12 protein-coding genes are annotated in these 16,619 nt (G+C 54.2%); 6 read left to right on the top strand and 6 right to left on the bottom strand.

Annotated elements, in window-relative coordinates; all coding sequences use genetic code 11:
- Nucleotides 1-417: 417 nt before the first annotated feature.
- The 3 genes from OZ410_RS10025 to OZ410_RS10015 all read left to right on the top strand — a co-directional run bounded on the left by OZ410_RS10025 (nucleotide 418) and on the right by OZ410_RS10015 (nucleotide 2,952).
- The gene (locus tag OZ410_RS10025) at nucleotides 418-1,008 is read left to right on the top strand and encodes a CPBP family intramembrane glutamic endopeptidase (RefSeq protein ID WP_277707825.1); all 591 of its coding nucleotides are present in this window, start codon (nucleotides 418-420) and stop codon (nucleotides 1,006-1,008) included.
- A gap of 104 nt (nucleotides 1,009-1,112) precedes the next feature.
- The gene (locus OZ410_RS10020; protein ID WP_277707824.1) at nucleotides 1,113-1,955 is read left to right on the top strand and encodes an alpha/beta hydrolase; all 843 of its coding nucleotides are present in this window, start codon (nucleotides 1,113-1,115) and stop codon (nucleotides 1,953-1,955) included.
- Nucleotides 1,956-2,082: 127 nt separating this feature from the next.
- On the top strand, nucleotides 2,083-2,952 hold the full coding sequence (locus OZ410_RS10015; RefSeq protein WP_277707823.1) for a CPBP family intramembrane glutamic endopeptidase: 870 nt from the start codon (nucleotides 2,083-2,085) through the stop codon (nucleotides 2,950-2,952).
- 72 nt (nucleotides 2,953-3,024) lie between these two features.
- On the opposite strand, the gene OZ410_RS10010 is transcribed toward OZ410_RS10015, so the two are convergent.
- The gene (locus tag OZ410_RS10010) at nucleotides 3,025-3,801 is read right to left on the bottom strand and encodes a hypothetical protein (RefSeq protein ID WP_277707822.1); all 777 of its coding nucleotides are present in this window, start codon (nucleotides 3,799-3,801) and stop codon (nucleotides 3,025-3,027) included.
- Nucleotides 3,802-3,956: 155 nt separating this feature from the next.
- On the opposite strand from OZ410_RS10010, the gene OZ410_RS10005 reads away from it, so the two are divergent.
- Complete coding sequence (locus OZ410_RS10005; RefSeq protein ID WP_277707821.1) at nucleotides 3,957-4,757, top strand: DUF6090 family protein; 801 nt, start codon at nucleotides 3,957-3,959, stop codon at nucleotides 4,755-4,757.
- Here OZ410_RS10005 and OZ410_RS10000 read toward each other — a convergent pair.
- From OZ410_RS10000 to OZ410_RS09990, 3 genes are read right to left on the bottom strand one after another with little or no spacing between them, the layout of a single operon-like run.
- Complete coding sequence (locus OZ410_RS10000) at nucleotides 4,754-6,505, bottom strand: Ig-like domain-containing protein (protein WP_277707820.1); 1,752 nt, start codon at nucleotides 6,503-6,505, stop codon at nucleotides 4,754-4,756. The genes OZ410_RS10005 and OZ410_RS10000 overlap by 4 nt on opposite strands.
- A gap of 6 nt (nucleotides 6,506-6,511) precedes the next feature.
- On the bottom strand, nucleotides 6,512-7,831 hold the full coding sequence (locus tag OZ410_RS09995; RefSeq protein ID WP_277707819.1) for a DUF4249 domain-containing protein: 1,320 nt from the start codon (nucleotides 7,829-7,831) through the stop codon (nucleotides 6,512-6,514).
- 4 nt (nucleotides 7,832-7,835) lie between these two features.
- Nucleotides 7,836-10,610 carry a TonB-dependent receptor gene (locus OZ410_RS09990; protein ID WP_277707818.1) on the bottom strand — a complete coding sequence of 925 codons (2,775 nt, stop codon included), beginning with the start codon at nucleotides 10,608-10,610 and terminating at the stop codon, nucleotides 7,836-7,838.
- A gap of 168 nt (nucleotides 10,611-10,778) precedes the next feature.
- Between OZ410_RS09990 and OZ410_RS09985 the strand changes: the two genes are divergently transcribed.
- Nucleotides 10,779-11,339 carry an RNA polymerase sigma factor gene (locus OZ410_RS09985; RefSeq protein ID WP_277707817.1) on the top strand — a complete coding sequence of 187 codons (561 nt, stop codon included), beginning with the start codon at nucleotides 10,779-10,781 and terminating at the stop codon, nucleotides 11,337-11,339.
- Nucleotides 11,326-12,096 carry an anti-sigma factor gene (locus OZ410_RS09980; RefSeq protein WP_277707816.1) on the top strand — a complete coding sequence of 257 codons (771 nt, stop codon included), beginning with the start codon at nucleotides 11,326-11,328 and terminating at the stop codon, nucleotides 12,094-12,096. Before OZ410_RS09985 ends, OZ410_RS09980 begins: the two co-directional genes overlap by 14 nt.
- Nucleotides 12,097-12,274: 178 nt before the next feature.
- Here the strand turns inward: OZ410_RS09980 and OZ410_RS09975 are convergent, their stop codons facing one another.
- Both OZ410_RS09975 and OZ410_RS09970 read right to left on the bottom strand, forming a co-directional pair.
- Nucleotides 12,275-13,852 (bottom strand): CHRD domain-containing protein, encoded by a 1,578-nt coding sequence (locus tag OZ410_RS09975; RefSeq protein WP_277707815.1) that lies wholly within the window; start codon nucleotides 13,850-13,852, stop codon nucleotides 12,275-12,277.
- Nucleotides 13,853-14,146: 294 nt separating this feature from the next.
- Nucleotides 14,147-16,531: a TonB-dependent receptor gene (locus tag OZ410_RS09970; RefSeq protein WP_277707814.1), complete on the bottom strand. Its 2,385-nt coding sequence runs from the start codon at nucleotides 16,529-16,531 to the stop codon at nucleotides 14,147-14,149.
- Nucleotides 16,532-16,619 lie beyond the last annotated feature (88 nt).

Here is a 16,619-nt window from a genome sequence, read left to right as displayed (position 1 = left end):
AGCCCAATAAAATTCTGCGTCTTTTGGTCTGAACTATGACCGGGATATTAATAGCCAAACATTGTAATTCCTTTCCTTATAAACGATGTATAAGGCTTTCATGAATTTCCGGACCCGAAGGCCATGAAGTCGGTTTTATACAATTTTTTCCCGACGGGAAAGCTGAATTTTGACTTTGAAATCAAAAGGAATTACCCTTTGGAAGATGAAGAAGCACTATTGTCCTGTCAATGAACTGACAGGCCAATTCATGCCCTTAATTTCTTCAGCTGTTTCGCCTGGAACCGGATTGCCGGAAGTCAAATTGAAATGGGAAATAAATTCTTACTATACTTTCTGCCTGGCATAGTTCCAATACTACTGTTGTTGGTTGTCCATAGAATTTATGGGGAAAAACTACCCTCAATCACCATATTGATGGCCATTGATTTCTTGGTGACAATTCCATTAATGATCTTTATGATTTCGGAAGTTACAGGTCAACCGTTTGGCCTTGGAGTCATTAAGGATATTTTCAAATCCCAAGCCAGGATGTCATTTTGGCCTCTGGCCGGTTTAACCTTGGTTTCCTTATTGTGGGCCATAGGATGTTTTATTTTGTTAAAACCGGTCACCGAGTTTTTGGGACAAAATGTTTTTGGATGGATTTCGGACTGGTTCAGCCCAGGTCTCTTTCCCCACAAGCAAAACGCATCCATCATAAAGCTATCTTGGTTTATAATGATTCCTTTTTCCATTATTATGCCCCTAATGGAGGAATTATATTTCCGTGGATTTTTACTTCCGAAAGAGCCCTATGAAGACTATAGGGCTCCGCTGATCAATACCGTCTTGTTCTGCGCCTACCATATCTGGTCACCACAGGTTTTTGTAACAAGAGTCATTGCAACGTTTCCAATGAATTATCTGGTTTGGAAACATAAAAATATATTCTTGTCCATTATACCCCATGTATTGCTGAACCTCATTGGAGATGTCTTTTTGATCTATCCCAGGGTTTTTGGTTGAAATCAAAGTTTAACACCTTAAAAAAAGTCATGCCGCTTAAAAAAAACCTGGTCAGCTTGGGTCATGCAACCTGCACAGTGTTATTACTCATATCATGCAATGGGATGAAAAAAACCAATGTCTTTACTATAATGGAAGGGATTTCGATTGCATCAAATGTCACCTATAAAACCACCAGTTCCAAATCACTACAATTGGATGTGTATTATCCGGCTAAGAAACTGGGAAAGGAGCCTTGGGATAAAATCTCTGAAGAAAAGAAACCTGTGCTGATCTATATTCATGGCGGCGGCTGGGTCGAAGGCGATAGAACTTCAAGGTTTCTGGGCTTGCTTCCCTACCTTGAAAAAGGTTGGTGTGTAGTAAATATTGATTATAGGTTGCTTGATAATTCCCATCTGGTCGAATCTTTAAACGATTGTCTGGATGCGATCAATTGGGTCAATGAAAATTCAACCAAATATAAATTTGACACGGAACAGTTGTATCTGTCGGGAGAGTCGGCCGGCGGTCATTTGGCCCTCTTGGCAGGTATGATCGACGCCAACCAATTAGAGGTTGCCGGAGTGCACAATAGAAAAGGGAAAATAAAAGGGATAATAAATTGGTATGGCATTACACACATGGAGCGTGCCCTGGAATTTTGGAACGATTCAACATATACCAAGTTAATAGTGGATCAATGGAAAGGCGCAAAAGCCGATTATTTAAAAATGGTTTCTCCCATCGAGCACATATCTTCAGACACTCCTCCGATTATCAGCATACACGGGGATGAGGATGAAAACGTTGAAATTGGACAGGCCATAGCCTTTCATAATAGATTGGAATTGAAAGGTATCAGGAATGAACTGATCAAAATACGAGGGAAAAAGCATGGAGATTTTTGTTCCAAAGAATTGGAGCACATCTTTAATGACATTTGGCGTTTTTACGGGATGGACTAAAATTCAGACACCTTAGGGCTGTCCTTACGATTTGGGGGCATCTACGTTAACAATCCATGTATAAGACAACAAGGATACCGAACTTTCTGAGTAAAAAATTATAAACCTCTTTTTGGAACAAAATATTATGAGACTTAATAAAAAAGGGTGGCAATTTGTATGTATTACATGCATACTATCACTGATTCCGTATTATTTCATTGTTGTAAATGGGGATTCAAACACCAGCTGGACATTACTCCTAATGTGGGTGCCCGGTTTATCCGCGATAATAATGAGAATGGTGCATAAGGAGGGATTTCTTTCAGGTTCAGTATGGAACCCTCTCAAGGATTTGAAGTGGCTATTCATGGCATCATTTATTCCACTTGCAATAGAGATTGCCTCGATTGTACTAACACTTGGGTTTGACGGGGCTCAATTAAGACCTGGTTTTATGACCATAGAAAATGATCTGATAGCTCTGAAAGGTGTCGCTATGATTTTTGGAGCAGGCCCGCAACCCTGGTATGTACTATTACCCAATTACCTAATGTCATACTTTGTAGGGGTCTTGTTATATGGACTTCTTTTTGCCTTTGGAGAGGAATATGGATGGCGAGGTTATCTACAAAAGGAATGGGCCAATAACCATCAGCTTGCGGGTTTTGTTATGATTGGAGTTATTTGGGGGCTCTGGCACTTACCTGCTATTCTAATGGGACACAATTACCCGGAATATCCTTTCTTGGGAGGAATTATACTTATGCCACTTTTGTGTGTGTTTTTTTCGATCAGCTTTGGTATCGCTAAGAACCGAAAACACGTGATTTGGGTGGCCGTGCTCTTTCACAGTGGTCTCAATCTAAGTGCAGAAGTGTCTAATAGTGTGTTAATGGAGGAGGGACTCAACAGGCCCCTTAACGATGCGATTTGGACCTTTCTATGGGCAGTAACCACAGCTATAATATTTAGTAAAAGGAAAGATAGGATTAGAGTGATCAAAATAGGTTCCTGATTTTGAAAATGGGATTCGCCCAACAAAAATACCCGCCTTCCGGCGGGTTTTTCTTCAAAGTGCTATAGCCGTTTAGTCGTCCAGCAGGTCAATATGGGCCTTGATGGCCTGACGGATGCTGTGGGCCAGGTCGTTGTTTCCATCCTGGTCCATGGGGCTGATCTCGATGGTGCCGTCCTGGTTGCCGTCCATGGCCTGGGTCAGGTCTACCCCGGCAGTGCTGTCGAAAACCAGGCTCAGGTCGAAGTTAATCACGATGCCTTCTGGGGTTTCGGAGATAGCAATATCGAAGGTAGGATCTTCGAAATCCACTTCCACCTCGTCCTCAAAGTCATGCCAGAAGATAAAGGGGGTACCCTGAATGGTGCCCTGAATCAGGACCGACTTGCCAAAGAGGTCGCTGGTGGCATCGGTTCCGGCGTCGAACTTGAACTCCAGTTCCTCGAAGTTCCCCATGGGCATGGTCACGTTCAGGAAGCTGATCTGCCCGGCCATCAGGTCCAGTTCAAAGGGCCCGGCCAGTTCAATCTCGTCCTCAAAATCGTAGTACCCGTCGTCGTCCCAGGTTTCGTTTTCGTCCATGTGGTAATCTTCTCCCGGGTCTTCCATATCGAATTCCAGTTCGAATTCCTTCAGGTTCATCCGGAAATCGGTAACCACTACATCGCTATTGATGTTCTTTCCGGTAGGAGTTTTACCGGTAGGACTGCTGAAGGTGCTCTTGGCGCTGAGCAGCAACCGCCCGTTGGCAGCGTCGTTGTTATCCGAAGTACATCCGGAAAGGAATACCAACAGGGCCGTTAGGAGGGAGAAAAATCCAATTTTGTTTTTTGAATGCTGATTTGTCATGGTAATAAAATTTGGGTGTTTTTATTAGAGAACAACTGAGTCCTTTCCTACCCTACCCTAAATTTTATTTTTTTTCACCTTTCGCACCTGACTGTTATCATGGCAGGCAAGGGGTGCATGGCCTAACTTGGGTGCCGGACCAAAGCTATATCCTTATGCTACAGGTGTTTCGCCGGCTACGCATGCAACTTTTGCACAACGATTCCTTCCGTCATTACCTGGGGTACGCCCTGGGGGAAATTGTATTGCTGGTGCTGGGGATTTTTATGGCCCTGCAGCTAAACAACTGGAATGAAAGGCGGCTGGCGCGGGACCGGCTGGCCCACTATCTGGTTAGCCTGGAACAGGACCTGGCCGCCGATGTGGCTACCCTGGACCACGCCCTGGCGGTGAACGGCTTCCGCCTGTACGGCATTCAGTACCTGCTGGAACATGGGGGGATGAATGCAGGCCCTTTTACCGAAATGCCCTGGTGGGACGCCTCCGTGAACAACGGCCTGCATGGGTATTGGGAGGGCCCCTACCCCACTGTTCCGGACTCGGTCTTTACCCAACAGGCCTTCTGCTGGCTGGGGCGCGGCTTTGGGGGTGCTTCCTTTAACCGGGGCGTGATTAACGAATTATACGCTACCGGCAGCTTTTCCAATATCCCGGACGAAGGGCTTAAACGCGAAATCGCAGACTATTACCGCTATCTGGGGCAGCGCCTGGAAGGTTATGCCATTGAGGAACACGAAGAATGGGCAAATGAAGTCACGCGCTTCTTCCGGGATACCTATGGCATCTTTACCCTCGACGTTTCAGGCCTGGAAGACCCGCTGGGCCGGATCCGCGGGCAAAAGGATGCAGAACACCACCTGCGCTACCTGGCCCTGGAAGTGAATTACCATTTACGCTGGGCGGATGAAGCGCGGCAGCGGGCAAAGCGCCTGCTGAACCACCTGGAAACCCTTTAGCGATCTACCTGAAAGGAACGCCTGACGGAAACGGGTTTCCCATAGGTGGTAAAGCCCTCAAGAATGATTTCGTAGGTCCCTTCCAGGTCGGAGGTGTAGAATTCCAGGTCTGCGGCCTCGCTGTCCAGGTCAATTTGGGGCTCCCAATGCAGCAGGTAGCGATAATCCGGCACCCGCCGGTAAATCTTGTCTGAACCTTCCCGATAGTCCGGTTTATAGTAGCGCTTTTGCGCCTGGGGAAAATCCAGGCGGAATTCCGTGGCATTCGGGGCCTGGTACTCCCGGGCGTAATCCCCGGTAAAGGTCTCGATGGAAAGGATCCCCTGATAGGTCTTTGGGCCAAGTACCAAAGGATCCTGCAGCACCCGGATGGTCTGGATCCGTCGGGCCTTAAAACCCTTGATGCGCCCGGGGTCCGGGATAAATACTCCATCGATCAGGACAATGGCGGGGTCGTTGTTGTAGGGTTCGTTGAAGGCCTCAAAATCCTGGGCTACCCGGATATAGTCGGAGCCGTCCGGGCCTTTGCGGTACCCCACATTCCCGAAGAGTTCCACCAGGGTTTCCTGCAGGGTCTCAAAACGGGTGTATTCATCCAGGTGTTTAACCTGGGGGATGCCGCCATCAAAAGGATCGGGCGGCTCCGGCTGCAATACGGAGTCCGGCTTCACCCCAAAGAAGGCATTTTCCAGTTGGTTGTGGATGCTGCGCCGGCGGATGGCCTCCCCCTGATCCGGGGCGGGCTTCCAAACCGGTACCTCAAGCGCCTCCCAGGGCAACGGCCGCTGTGCTCCCCGGGAAATGGTATAGGTCCCCGGGCCTGCCACCTGGCAGATCATGCCGGGATAGGCGTAGGCCTTGCGCAGGTAGGTGAAGAAATACCCGTGGGCATCGGTGGTAGCAGATTTCAGGATATAATCTTTCCCAGGCACCGACAATACCACCTCCTGGTTGGGAGCGGGCTGCCCGGTGGCAGCATCGCTAACCCTTCCAAAAAGCAGCTCGCCCCGTTGTTCGGGAAGATATACGGAATCGCCTATGCCCTGCGGCAGGGTGCGGGCTGCATTGAAATAGGCCTGCCCGAAAGCTTCTGCACTGTGGTGGGCATTCCAGGACAGTTCCGGCCGTCTGGTCACGCTCAGGGAATATTGTCCATACCCCAGGGCGCCTTTATAGTTCCGGACCTGCAGCTTCACCCGGCTACGGCGGGCGTATTGGGTGGTATCAAGCTCCAGCTGCAACAGAGAAGCCCCGGATGTCAATTCCTCCCCTGAAACGCTATAGGTTTCTGTGCCCGTCCCATCGGCATCCGGTAACGGCCTGTACGGGTTGATTATGGCCACATCGGCCTGGAAGAGCTGTTCCAGGCCAGCGTTCTCCATCCATTGGGTATACCCCAGTAATTTGTAAACGCCCGAGGGTATATCCGTGTTCAGAAAGTAATCCCCCTGCCCCATTCCCCCTTCAAGACGGAGTTTATGCTCAAAAACGGTCTGCCCTGCCGCATCCACCAGGCGTACATAGGCCAGGGTGCTGATCCGGCTGAGTTTGTTGGTCTGGGCATTGAGCACATAGGCCTTGTAATACAGGTACTCCCCGGTAAAAAGCAGGCTCTGGCTCAGGTGAACATACATTTTTTCCATGGGCAGCTGCTGCAGGTCCAGCAGTTCACTGCCATCCGAAATCCGGTACTGGGCCTTCAGGGCCAGGCTGCAAAGGGACGATATAAGGAGCAGGCGTAGCTTCATGGTCTATTATTCCTCCCAGAATTCCGGGATGGTGTTTTGGCCCAGCAGGGTGCAATCCCCACAGACGCTGTTTACATAGGTATAGGGCCCCGGGCAGGTGCCGATGTTATCCACATTTTCGCCCGTGTAGGTGATCAGACCCAGGTTGATCCGTTCAATGATGGACTGGGGGCAATCGTCCGAAGACATCCCCTGGAAACAGTAGGATACATGGGACTCCGGGGAAGAATGTTCCAGGCAAACAAAGGGGTACGGCGGCAGGGCCTCCCCCGGAAAATAATCGTCGTAATTGAAAAAGATGCGCCGCTGGCTCACGCTTGCGGCCTCTACATATCCCAAAACATTTTCCCGCGTCCCGTCGGTACGGGTTACGTTAGCCGTCAGGGCCCCGGGCTGCACCTGGGAAAAGAGGCTCTCGGTTTCCGAAAAACGCTTCAGGGCCTCAAAGAACCCGAAGGCCCCGGCATCCTGTACATACTGCCGGACCACAATGCTGTAGCGGTGGGTCAGGATAAAGTCGTCTCTGGGGATAAACCGCACCGGGAACCGGTTAATGGTACTGCCACCGCCTGTAGCCAGGCTGGTCTGTATTACCGTGGCGGAGGGTACGGTGTTGTAGCATACCTGTCGCTCCGTTTGCTGGGGGATAATTTCCAGGGTGTAGGTGGGGTCCGGCAGGGCGCAGGGGTCGTAGTTGGTCAGCCGGAATTCATTCTCGTTCCAGTACGGGGCAATGACCTTATAGGTCTCCTCATAGGCGTACCGCAGGCGGGAGGCATCGCCCTGCAGGGCACGGCCGTCCGCATAAATCTGGATCCCCTCCACGCCAAAAGCGTTGGTTTCCCGTTCCGCGTAGAGGCCGGTCAGGGCAGCCTCCCCATTAATTTGCAAGGGGTCGGACCGGTATTCCGCCCCGGAGGCGGTCCGGATTTCCAGGGTATAGGTTTCCCCGGGGGCCAGGGCAAAGGCATCCAGGGAGCGGTACGCCCCGGCCTCGGTTTCAAAAAAGGAAAAGGTGCCCCCGCTTCCGGACAACAGCTGAACCCGAGCTCCGCGTTCATCAATGACGGAATCCCGGGCTCCCAGGCCAAAAGGGATAAAAGGGTTGTACACCGTATCGGTTTCCAGGTCAAGGCGGGGCGAGCTGCGGCTCAGCAACACCTGCTGTACCTGTACGGAATCGGTCAGTACGGCTTCCACCACCAGCAGCCCGCCTTCCGGGGCATCCTGCAGGGTTTCCAGTTCCAGCTCCTCCACGCATCCCAGGGCCATCAGCGCCAGCAGGGCCGGCAGGAAAAGTCGATATGCAATAAAAGTTCGCTTCACGGCCTCAGAATTTAAAATTATAGGTGATGGAGGGTACCGGGATGGCAAAAATAGAACTCTGCAGCGCCTTTACCTCCCCCTGGTCGGTCACAAAGAAGACCGAATAGGGGTTATTGCGGCCCAACACGTTATAGACCGAAATGGTCCAGAAACTATGGGCCAGCTTTTCCTTTTTATGGCTGCCTTCGATGTTTACCCCAAGGTCCAGACGGTAGTAATCCGGGATGCGGTACCGGTTCCGGTCACTGTAGAAGACCAAATCCGCATTGTTGAACCGGTAGGTGCCAATGGGATAGGTTACCGGCCGGCCGGTCTGATAGGCGAAATTCAGGGAAACGCTGTAGCGGCGGGTAAAGCGGTAATTGGCGACCAGGCTCAGGTCGTGAGGTTTGTCAAAGTTGGACGGGAAATAGTCCCCGTCATTGATCCGCTCCTCGCTGTACGGGCTGTCAAAGCGGTAAAAGGAGCGCGAATAGGTATACCCCAGCCAGCCATTGAGTTTGCCCTGTTCCTTTTTAAGGAGAAACTCCACCCCATAAGCTTTCCCGTCTCCCTGCAGCACCTGGGTCTCCACATGGGGGTTTAGCAGCAGATTAGCACCAGTCTTGAAATCCAGCACATCCGTCATCCGTTTGTAATAGCCCTCCAGGCTGACTTCATAGCGGTTCTCCGCAAAATTCCTGAAAATCCCAAGGGTGGCCTGGTACCCCTTCTGGGGGCGCAGGTTTAAATCTGAGAGCTTCCAGGTATCGATGGGGGAAACGGTGGTATTGTTGGAGAGGGTATGCACAAACTGGTAGGCGTTACTGAAACTGGCCTTGACCGAAGTATTTTCAGAAAAGAGGTACCTCAGCGACAAACGCCCTTCGGGACCGCCGTAGGTCCGGATGGTCTCCAGGCCGCTGTAGGCAATGGTATCCTGCACACTGCCCTCGCTCCGGGGCTCTCCTTCCCGGTAGGTGCGCTGGGAACCCGGGCCCAGGGCGGCATAAAAGGCAAAACGCAGCCCCGCCTCCAGCCGGAGCTTTTCGGAAAGGTCAAAACCATCGCCAAAAAACAGGGCGCCTTCCAGGGCCTGTTCCCCCGGGATGTCAATTTCCGGGCTGCCGGATCCGGATCCGGAAGCGCTTTTGCGACCCGGATTTACCGAATAGTATTTGGCGGTAAGGCCATAATCCAACGTATGCCCGCCTTCGAGCAGGCTGCGCAGGCGATATTTGAACTGGGTCTCATTAATGCCGTAATCCAGCTCAAAATCATTGCTGGAAGGGCCATCGTAATCAATCCCGAACCGGTAATCGCTATTCCCCAGGAACAGGACGCTGCTGTGTCGCTCGCCAAACTGGTGCTCCCAGCGTACGGAAGCCAGGGCATTGCTGTACCGGTACAGGGAATCCGAGGTAATACTAAAGGCGTCGCGGCTGTAATAGGCGGTGGTTTCCAGGCGGTCCTTTTCCCCCAGCCGGTCGGTATACCGTAGGATCCCGTCAAAGAAGGATGCCTGGCTGTTCTGCAGGGAAGGTTCGTCCAGGGTCCCCAGGATCCAATCCGCATAGGCCCCCCGCGCCCCCAGGACCAGGGCAGATTTCCCCGGGGTGACCGGTACTTCCAGGGCCAGGTTGGCCGTTACCGGGCCCACGGAACCCTCGCCCGCTACCTTTTCGGTATTGCCGTCTTTGCTGCGGATATCGAAAACCGAGGCCAGGCGCCCGCCGTACTCCATAGGGGCTGCGCCCTTATAAATATCCACCCCTTCCGTGGTAAAGGGGTTCAGGGCCTGAAAAATCCCAAAAAAGTGGGTGGGGTTATAGATCACCGCATCGTCCAGCAGGATCAGGTTCTGGTCCGTCTTGCCCCCGCGCACGTTCAGCCCGGAGGCCCCTTCCCCGGCGGCGGAGATCCCGGGTAGCGCCTTGGCCACCTGCAGGATATCCCTTTCCCCCAAAACCAGGGGGATATTTTTTGAGGCCTCGGAACGGATCTGCTCGCTCCCGGTCGTGGCCTCTTCCACATTGCTGGCGGCATCTGCGGCCACCACCACTTCGGAAAGTTGTTGCACGCCCTCTTCCAGTGCAAGGTCCAGGGTACCCTCCCCATACAGAAGGATTTCCCTCCGCATTTCGGCAACCCCCATGGCAGATACCCCCAGGACGTGGTAGCCCGGAGGCAATTCCATTTGGTAATTCCCGGCCGCATCGGTTACCGCCACCCGGCCGGTACCCTCCAGGCGGATAGCCACATCGGGCACAGCTTCGCCGGTCCCGCGCAGGAATGCCCGGCCCTGCAAGAGGTACTGCTCCCGGGGCGCGGCCTCCCCCGCCTTCCCGATCCGCACCAGCGGATACGTTCGCTGCTGGCGCTGCAAGTCGCCATCCAGGAATACGGGTTCCGGCAAATTTCGCCCCTGTACAGTCCTGACCGCAACCTTTAAGGTATCCCGGGCCGAGGGGAAAAACCCTTCCGGCAGGGCATCGTAGACTACCGTATTGCGCAACAGGAAAACCCGTTTCGCCTCCGTTTCGACATACATATTTAATGGGGTGGTAGCCAGGAGCTGGTCCAGGGCCCCGGCCAGGGGCACATCCCGGAAGTCGGCAGTAACCGTAATCCCGTCCACCCACTGGGGCAGGTAGTAAAACGGCCACCCGCTCTGAGTTTCAAGTTGCCCCAGGACTTCGGCCAGGGGTTGGTCTGAATAGGAACCGCTCACGACGGGCTGCTGCGCCTGTGCCCAGTATCCCGTAAACAGCAACAGGCAAATAACGAAGGAATTACGCAAGGAAATCAACGAGATGGTTGTGGTCTTGTGCCGGTGGGGAGCCGGAATTGTTTTTCTTAAAAGTAACACAATTTCAAAAAATGTTACACAAGAGGACAAAATAGGTGATGGGCTGCCGGGCCATCCACAGATTTTGAGGTCTGGGGTTTTTGAGCGTATTTTGCGGATATGCCACAGACGGAAGCAGCAGACCTGGTCGGGCGGGTGCAGGATAAGGATATGGAGGCCTTCAGGGAACTGCATACCCGCTTTGCCGAAAACATTTGCGGGGCCATCAACGCCGTGGTGCGGGACCCTATGCTGGCGGAGGAATTGTGCCAGGATGTCTTTGTGACGGTATGGGAAAAGGCCGGGCAATACAATGCCTCCAAAGGGCGGGTTTTTACCTGGTTGCTGAATATCGCCCGCAACCGGGCCATAGACCACCTGCGATCCCGGAATTATAAAAGGCAAAAACAAAACCTGCACACGGAAAACTTCGTAGATACGGAAAATGAGGCTGTGGAACTGCCGGAGGAATCCCATCCCCTGGCGGAGAAACTCGGGTTATACCTGCAGGGCCTCACCGAAAAATGCCGGCAGATCATTCAATTAATCTACTTCAGGGGATATAGCCAGAAGGCCATTGCGGAAGAACTGGACATCCCCCTGGGAACGGTAAAAACCCGGAACAGGGATTGCCTGGGCCGGCTTCGGAAAAATATGGAAACCGCCAATGGACCTGGATAAATACATCGCATCGGGCATCCTGGAGCTCTACGTAGCCGGGCAGCTTTCCGAACGGGAAAACCGCGAAATCGCGGCCCTGGCGGAGGCGCACCCACGCGTGCGGGAGGAAATCGAGGCTATAGAGGCAACGGTACGCGGCCTCAGTTCCGCTTATGCGGCCGGCCGGAAGCCGGATTTCGCCCCCCTGCAATCCCGATTGGCAAAGCCCTCCCGCGTAAGGCCCCTGTGGCCGGCATACAGTGGATGGGCTGCCGCCGTGGTGGTAGGCGCCGCCTCCGTATACTTCTACGTACAGAACCGGGACCTGCAATCCCAATTGCAGCGGCAGGAACTCATGCGCGGAGCCCTTGAAGAGCAGATTGCCAATACGGAAGATTCCCTGAAGGAAGCCAACCGGCTGCTGGAAGCCCTGGGCGAGCGCAGCATACAGGTGGTGCCCCTGCAAGGCCAGACGGTAGCCCCCGAAGCTTATGCGCGGGCCTACTGGAACCGGGAAGACACCCGCCTCTACATCGACGCCCGGGGCCTCCCGGAACCGCCCCCCGGCATGGTGTACCAGGTCTGGTCCCTTACCCTGGACCCGCTTACTCCCGTTAGCCTGGGGCTGCTGGAGGATTTTGCTGCGGATGCCGACAAGATCTTTGCCCTGCAAAACCCCAATGCCTCGGAAGCCTTCGGTATTACCCTGGAACCGGCGGGTGGAAGCGCGACCCCTACCCTGGAACAGTTGTATACCCTGGGAACGGTCCCCTCGTAAACGCAGCACCCTTAAACCCATGACAAAACCCGGCGTACTGCCGGGTTTTATTGTTTTTGCCGAAGGGCACATACCGGAATGCCTTCCCCTTTTTCTGGGGCCTGTTCAAGTATACCTTAACTAAGGCCCATAAAAAAACCCGGCCGAAGCCGGGTCTTTCCGTTGGGGGAATTACGGGTTACTGGGCATTGATCCCTACATCGCCCTGGGCTACCAGGGTGGCGAGGTCCTCGGCGCTCAGGTGTACATTCAGGTACGCGTCCAGGACAACCATCTGCTCGTAGGAGATGGGGGTCTGGTCATCCAGCATGGTCACGTTGGTCTGCAACATGCCGGTGGCGCCTGAAACCGCACCCAGGCTGATCAGGATGGTACCGGGAGCCTGGTCTACGGAGCCCATATGGATATGGGAGGGGTGGGAGTCCCCGTCCTGGGTGCCCTGCAGGGCTACCTCCACCAGGGTTTCCGCATTCACCCGCTCCCGGAAGGTGGCCGTCCCAAAAATGGTAGGGTCGGAGACCGATACCAGGGGGTAGATCATCCGCTGCCCGGTGAGTTCGTTCTGGCCGATATCGCCCTGGGCAATCAGGGACCCCAGGTTGTCTGCGCTTTCATGGATATTGATATAACCGTCAAAATCCAGCCACTGCATATAGGAGACAGGAGTGCCGTCGTCCAGGGTCTCCACATCGGTCTCGCTGCGGCCGGTAGCCCCAACAACCGTTTCCAGGGTCAGGGCAATACCCCCGCCGGTTACGGCATTGTCCATGTGAACGTGGCCAGGGTGCATCCCGTCCGCAGGGGTACCTTCCAACTGTACCACCAGCAGGCTGTTGCCGCTTACCCGCTCGAAGAAGGTGGCGGTTCCCTGTACCCCAGGTCGGTCGCGGGTATCCAGGGCATAGGCCTTGCTCTCCCCGGTCAGGTCGTTGCGGCCAATATCGCCCTGGGCCACCAGGGTCCCCAGGTCGTCCGCACTCAGGTGGATGTTTACATACCCGTCAAAGGCCAGCAGCTCTTCATAGGAAATAGGCGCGCCGCTATTGAGGGCTTCAATATGGGTTTGGCTCATCCCGGAGGTGCCGTCCACCGCATTAAAAGTAAAGGCGATATCGCCCCCTTCGGCCGCACTGTTCATATGGATATGGCCGGGGTGCATGCCCCCGTCCGGGGTGCCCTCCAGGCGGATTTCGGCCAAAGTGGCCCCGCTAACGCGGCGGGTCAGCACCAGGCTGCCGGAAATCCCCTCCACGTCCCGCGAACCCAGGTCGTACGTAATGGAAGTTTCAGTGAGTTCATTAATCCCGATGTCTCCCTGGGCCATCAGGGTGGCCAGGTTATCCATACTCTGGTGTACATTAATGTAGCCGTCAAAGGCCAGCAGTTGGGCATAGGTGATCGGCATCCCGTCGTCCAGGGCGCTCACCATGGTAACGCTCATCCCTGTTGCCCCGTCTACCGGGTTCAGGGAGACGGCAATATCGCCGCCCTCGGCCGCACTGTTAAAGTGGATGTGAGCCGGTAGCATCCCGGATGTGGTGCCGTTCAGGTCCAGGGTTACGGTGGTACTCCCATCCGCATTTTCTTCAAAAACGGCCATGCCGGAAACGGAGGCGTCCGCCCGCGACATCAGGGCAAAGGATTTGCTTTCGCCCATATAGGGGATGTCATCCATGTCGGAGGCGTTGTCGCTGCAGGCGGTAAAAAAACCGAGGAACAGGAGCATGCCTCCCAAAAATTTCGAATTGCGTATCATGTAAAAGGGTTTATGATTAGACATTACACCCCTACCTACGCAGCTTTTTTTCCGGGGTTTGGTTTGCCCCGGAAATTTGGATATTTTTAACATTTACAGCCTGTCCCTGTGCTGTAAGGTCCGCTCCTGATGCCCGACTATTGTTGTGCTTAGGATACCGGAACCAAGGGTTTGCCACGCAACCCAACAGCCATTCCGGCATCTATGAAAAAGAAAGTTGTTAGGTTGGTTATGAAAAACCGCCCTGCCGGGATTCCGGGGGGCGGTTTTTTGTTTTTGCGGGTTACGGTAGTGCTATTCCATGGGCTCCAGGGTGGCCGTAAAGGTGCCTGGCCGGCCATCCGGGGTTAAGCCCTGAACCACAATGTGTACGGCGCCGGAAGGTACCTCATCCAGTCGGAATCGGGCCTCGCCCCGGGCATTGGTGCGCAATTCCGGATTCCAGTAATAGGTAAGCGGGGCCCGGTCTTCTTTGGCAGGGGCCGCCTTAATATCCTCGAAGCGCTCAGGGGGTTCAAACCCTTTAAAGGTGAGGGAAGCCTCCTTACGGGAAAGATACCGCAATTCCCCGCCGGTGCGGGTATATACCAGAATTACCCCGTTGCTGCCCTGAATACCGAAAATCCCTGTTTGGGACGGGTCTATGATGTATTCGATCCGTTCGATATCGATGGCCGGCACATCAAAGATGGGCGTATTGTAGGCTGCATCATATCCCGCTCCGGGCGCGGAACGGAGGATTTGACCATCCAGCACCCAAAGGGGAAGGCCAGGGCGTAAATACCCAAGATTTCGGACATTGTATACTACGGGGTTGCCTGTCCCTTCGTTGCGTATAATCATTCCTGGAATGCGCCGCACCAGGTTTAACATGGTTTGAGGGCGTTTGGGATCCTGGTAGATGGTGTTCTTTTCAAGCGGTTGAACCCCATAGGTGCTGGGAGCTATCTTACGGGCTTCTTCTTTGCGGTTATTCGCCTTTACCGTAGCCTGGCGCAGGCGGATCAGTCCAGTGGTATCATAGGGGGCGTAGGCCGTAGGGGTTACCACAGGGTTTTTGCGCATCGCCCTCTCATACAGGTTGCTTACTTTCCGGGGTTTTTCATTCCCGGTTTTAAGGTCTTCCACGGGCTTGACCTTCACCAGGCGTTCTGCTGTTTCTTCTCCCTGGGTCCGGAAAACAAGCTGGGTTTCTCCTGTAATATCGAGATCCTTTAAATGCAGGATTCCGGAGGCATCGGTACGGGCCTCGCGGATCAGCAGGTTCTCCCCGGAACTCCCAAGGACTTGTATATGGGTATTTGGTAGAAGCTGGTCGGACATGTCATACACCTTCACATGCAATTCCAGCCCGGTCTGCACGGGAAAAATCACTTCACCAGGCATATCGGTTACAGTCCCGGGCCGGGAGGCCAGGGCCTGTAAATCCTGCAGGAAAACCCTTTGTCTTGGGGCCTTTTGGCCCCCTGCGCCCAATCCCGGTGGCAGGGATGCTACCAGCCCCGGATGGCGGCTTGCTGCACGCTGCCCGGTAACGGCAACCGAGAGGTCTGTGGCCACCGGCTGCCCACTGGCATCCGTAACCCGCACCCGGAATTCATTTCCGGGAAGGGGTTCTACTTCCATGCGCAGGGGTTCTGCAGACAAGGCCAGCGGCCGGCTTGCCCGGACCGTCCCGGCTTCATCGGTAATCCGCAATTCCATAAGCCCCTGCGGTATCCCTTTTTTGGAGATTTCCAGGCGGGCCTCCAGGGAATTATCGAATGCCAGTTCCCGCTCCAGGTATACCTGCCCCCCCAGCATTCCCGAGAGCCTTACGGGATGGTTGCGCAGGTCTTCGGTAGCCTGAACCTCGACCCGGATAACCTCAGGGTCCAGGTTATTCAGCCTCAGGCTATACCCACTTTCAGTGACCGGGGGTAGCGGATGCGTACCCCCCTGTTCCATTTCCAAACGGTAGCCTGCACCGGCCCTGGGAGTCAATACCACCATTCCGTACCCCTGGGCATAGGTTTCCACCGGATACGCTTCCCGGCCGTCCAGACTCACTACCCGTGCCTGAAATGACACCGGGCATCCCAGGGCATCCCTGGCGGTTACCACCAATTTGTTTTCCTTCCCGGCCAGCAGGCCCCCGCCTTCGGGAAATACCTCCACCAGGCTGGCCATCTGCAAGGGGCTCGGATTTTCAGGCAATGACCCGGACGCTGTTCCAATGTGCAGGGGCTGTTCAAAATAACGGTCAGGGCCATAATTTTCCATCCATCGCGTATAGGCCCGGATGCTGTAGGTATCGGGTTCTAGCTTTTTGGGTAACTGCAGGGTTCCCTGAGCCGTACCCGCCTGCAACCGGTAAAACTGAGTGCTCACCAGGGCTTTTTCCGAATCGAGGAGCTCCACCTTCAACACCCCGCTCGGGCTCACGCGCAGGTGGTTGGGGCCTGTAGTGGCATAGGCTTTAAAGAACACCACCTCCCCGGGGGCAGCCTGGTCCCGGTCCGTATGCAGGTAGATGCGCTCCTCCCACCGAAGCAGGGAATCCCTAAGACTGCGGTCCTGGGCCGGGTCTGGCACAAAGCGGTACAACCCCGGGCGCGGGCCGGCAGCGTCCTGGGCATTGGTGGTGAAAGCAAGAAAAAAGGAAAGGAGGAACAACGGAAGGGTACGTGTGTGCTGCATAGGGCTTCAGGTGTTGGTTTGTAGGATTATACCACAAAAACAATGCCGTGTTGGTTTGGCCCGAATCGATTTCCGGGATGGGGGGAAG

Source organism: Robiginitalea aestuariiviva, assembly GCF_029537735.1.
In the GTDB taxonomy this organism is placed as follows: Bacteria; Bacteroidota; Bacteroidia; order Flavobacteriales; family Flavobacteriaceae; genus Robiginitalea; species Robiginitalea aestuariiviva.
This window is presented reverse-complemented; position numbering and strand designations above follow the sequence as displayed.

Bases quoted from the DNA above. Each gene is read 5' to 3' on its own strand.
- OZ410_RS10025 (WP_277707825.1), top strand. From the start codon at position 418: ATGGCCATTGATTTCTTGGTGACAATTCCATTAATGATCTTTATGATT.
- OZ410_RS10020 (WP_277707824.1), top strand. From the start codon at position 1,113: ATGAAAAAAACCAATGTCTTTACTATAATGGAAGGGATTTCGATTGCA.
- OZ410_RS10015 (WP_277707823.1), top strand. From the start codon at position 2,083: ATGAGACTTAATAAAAAAGGGTGGCAATTTGTATGTATTACATGCATA.
- OZ410_RS10010 (WP_277707822.1), bottom strand. From the start codon at position 3,801: ATGACAAATCAGCATTCAAAAAACAAAATTGGATTTTTCTCCCTCCTA.
- OZ410_RS10005 (WP_277707821.1), top strand. From the start codon at position 3,957: ATGCTACAGGTGTTTCGCCGGCTACGCATGCAACTTTTGCACAACGAT.
- OZ410_RS10000 (WP_277707820.1), bottom strand. From the start codon at position 6,505: ATGAAGCTACGCCTGCTCCTTATATCGTCCCTTTGCAGCCTGGCCCTG.
- OZ410_RS09985 (WP_277707817.1), top strand. From the start codon at position 10,779: ATGCCACAGACGGAAGCAGCAGACCTGGTCGGGCGGGTGCAGGATAAG.
- OZ410_RS09980 (WP_277707816.1), top strand. From the start codon at position 11,326: ATGGACCTGGATAAATACATCGCATCGGGCATCCTGGAGCTCTACGTA.
- OZ410_RS09975 (WP_277707815.1), bottom strand. From the start codon at position 13,852: ATGATACGCAATTCGAAATTTTTGGGAGGCATGCTCCTGTTCCTCGGT.
- OZ410_RS09970 (WP_277707814.1), bottom strand. From the start codon at position 16,531: ATGCAGCACACACGTACCCTTCCGTTGTTCCTCCTTTCCTTTTTTCTT.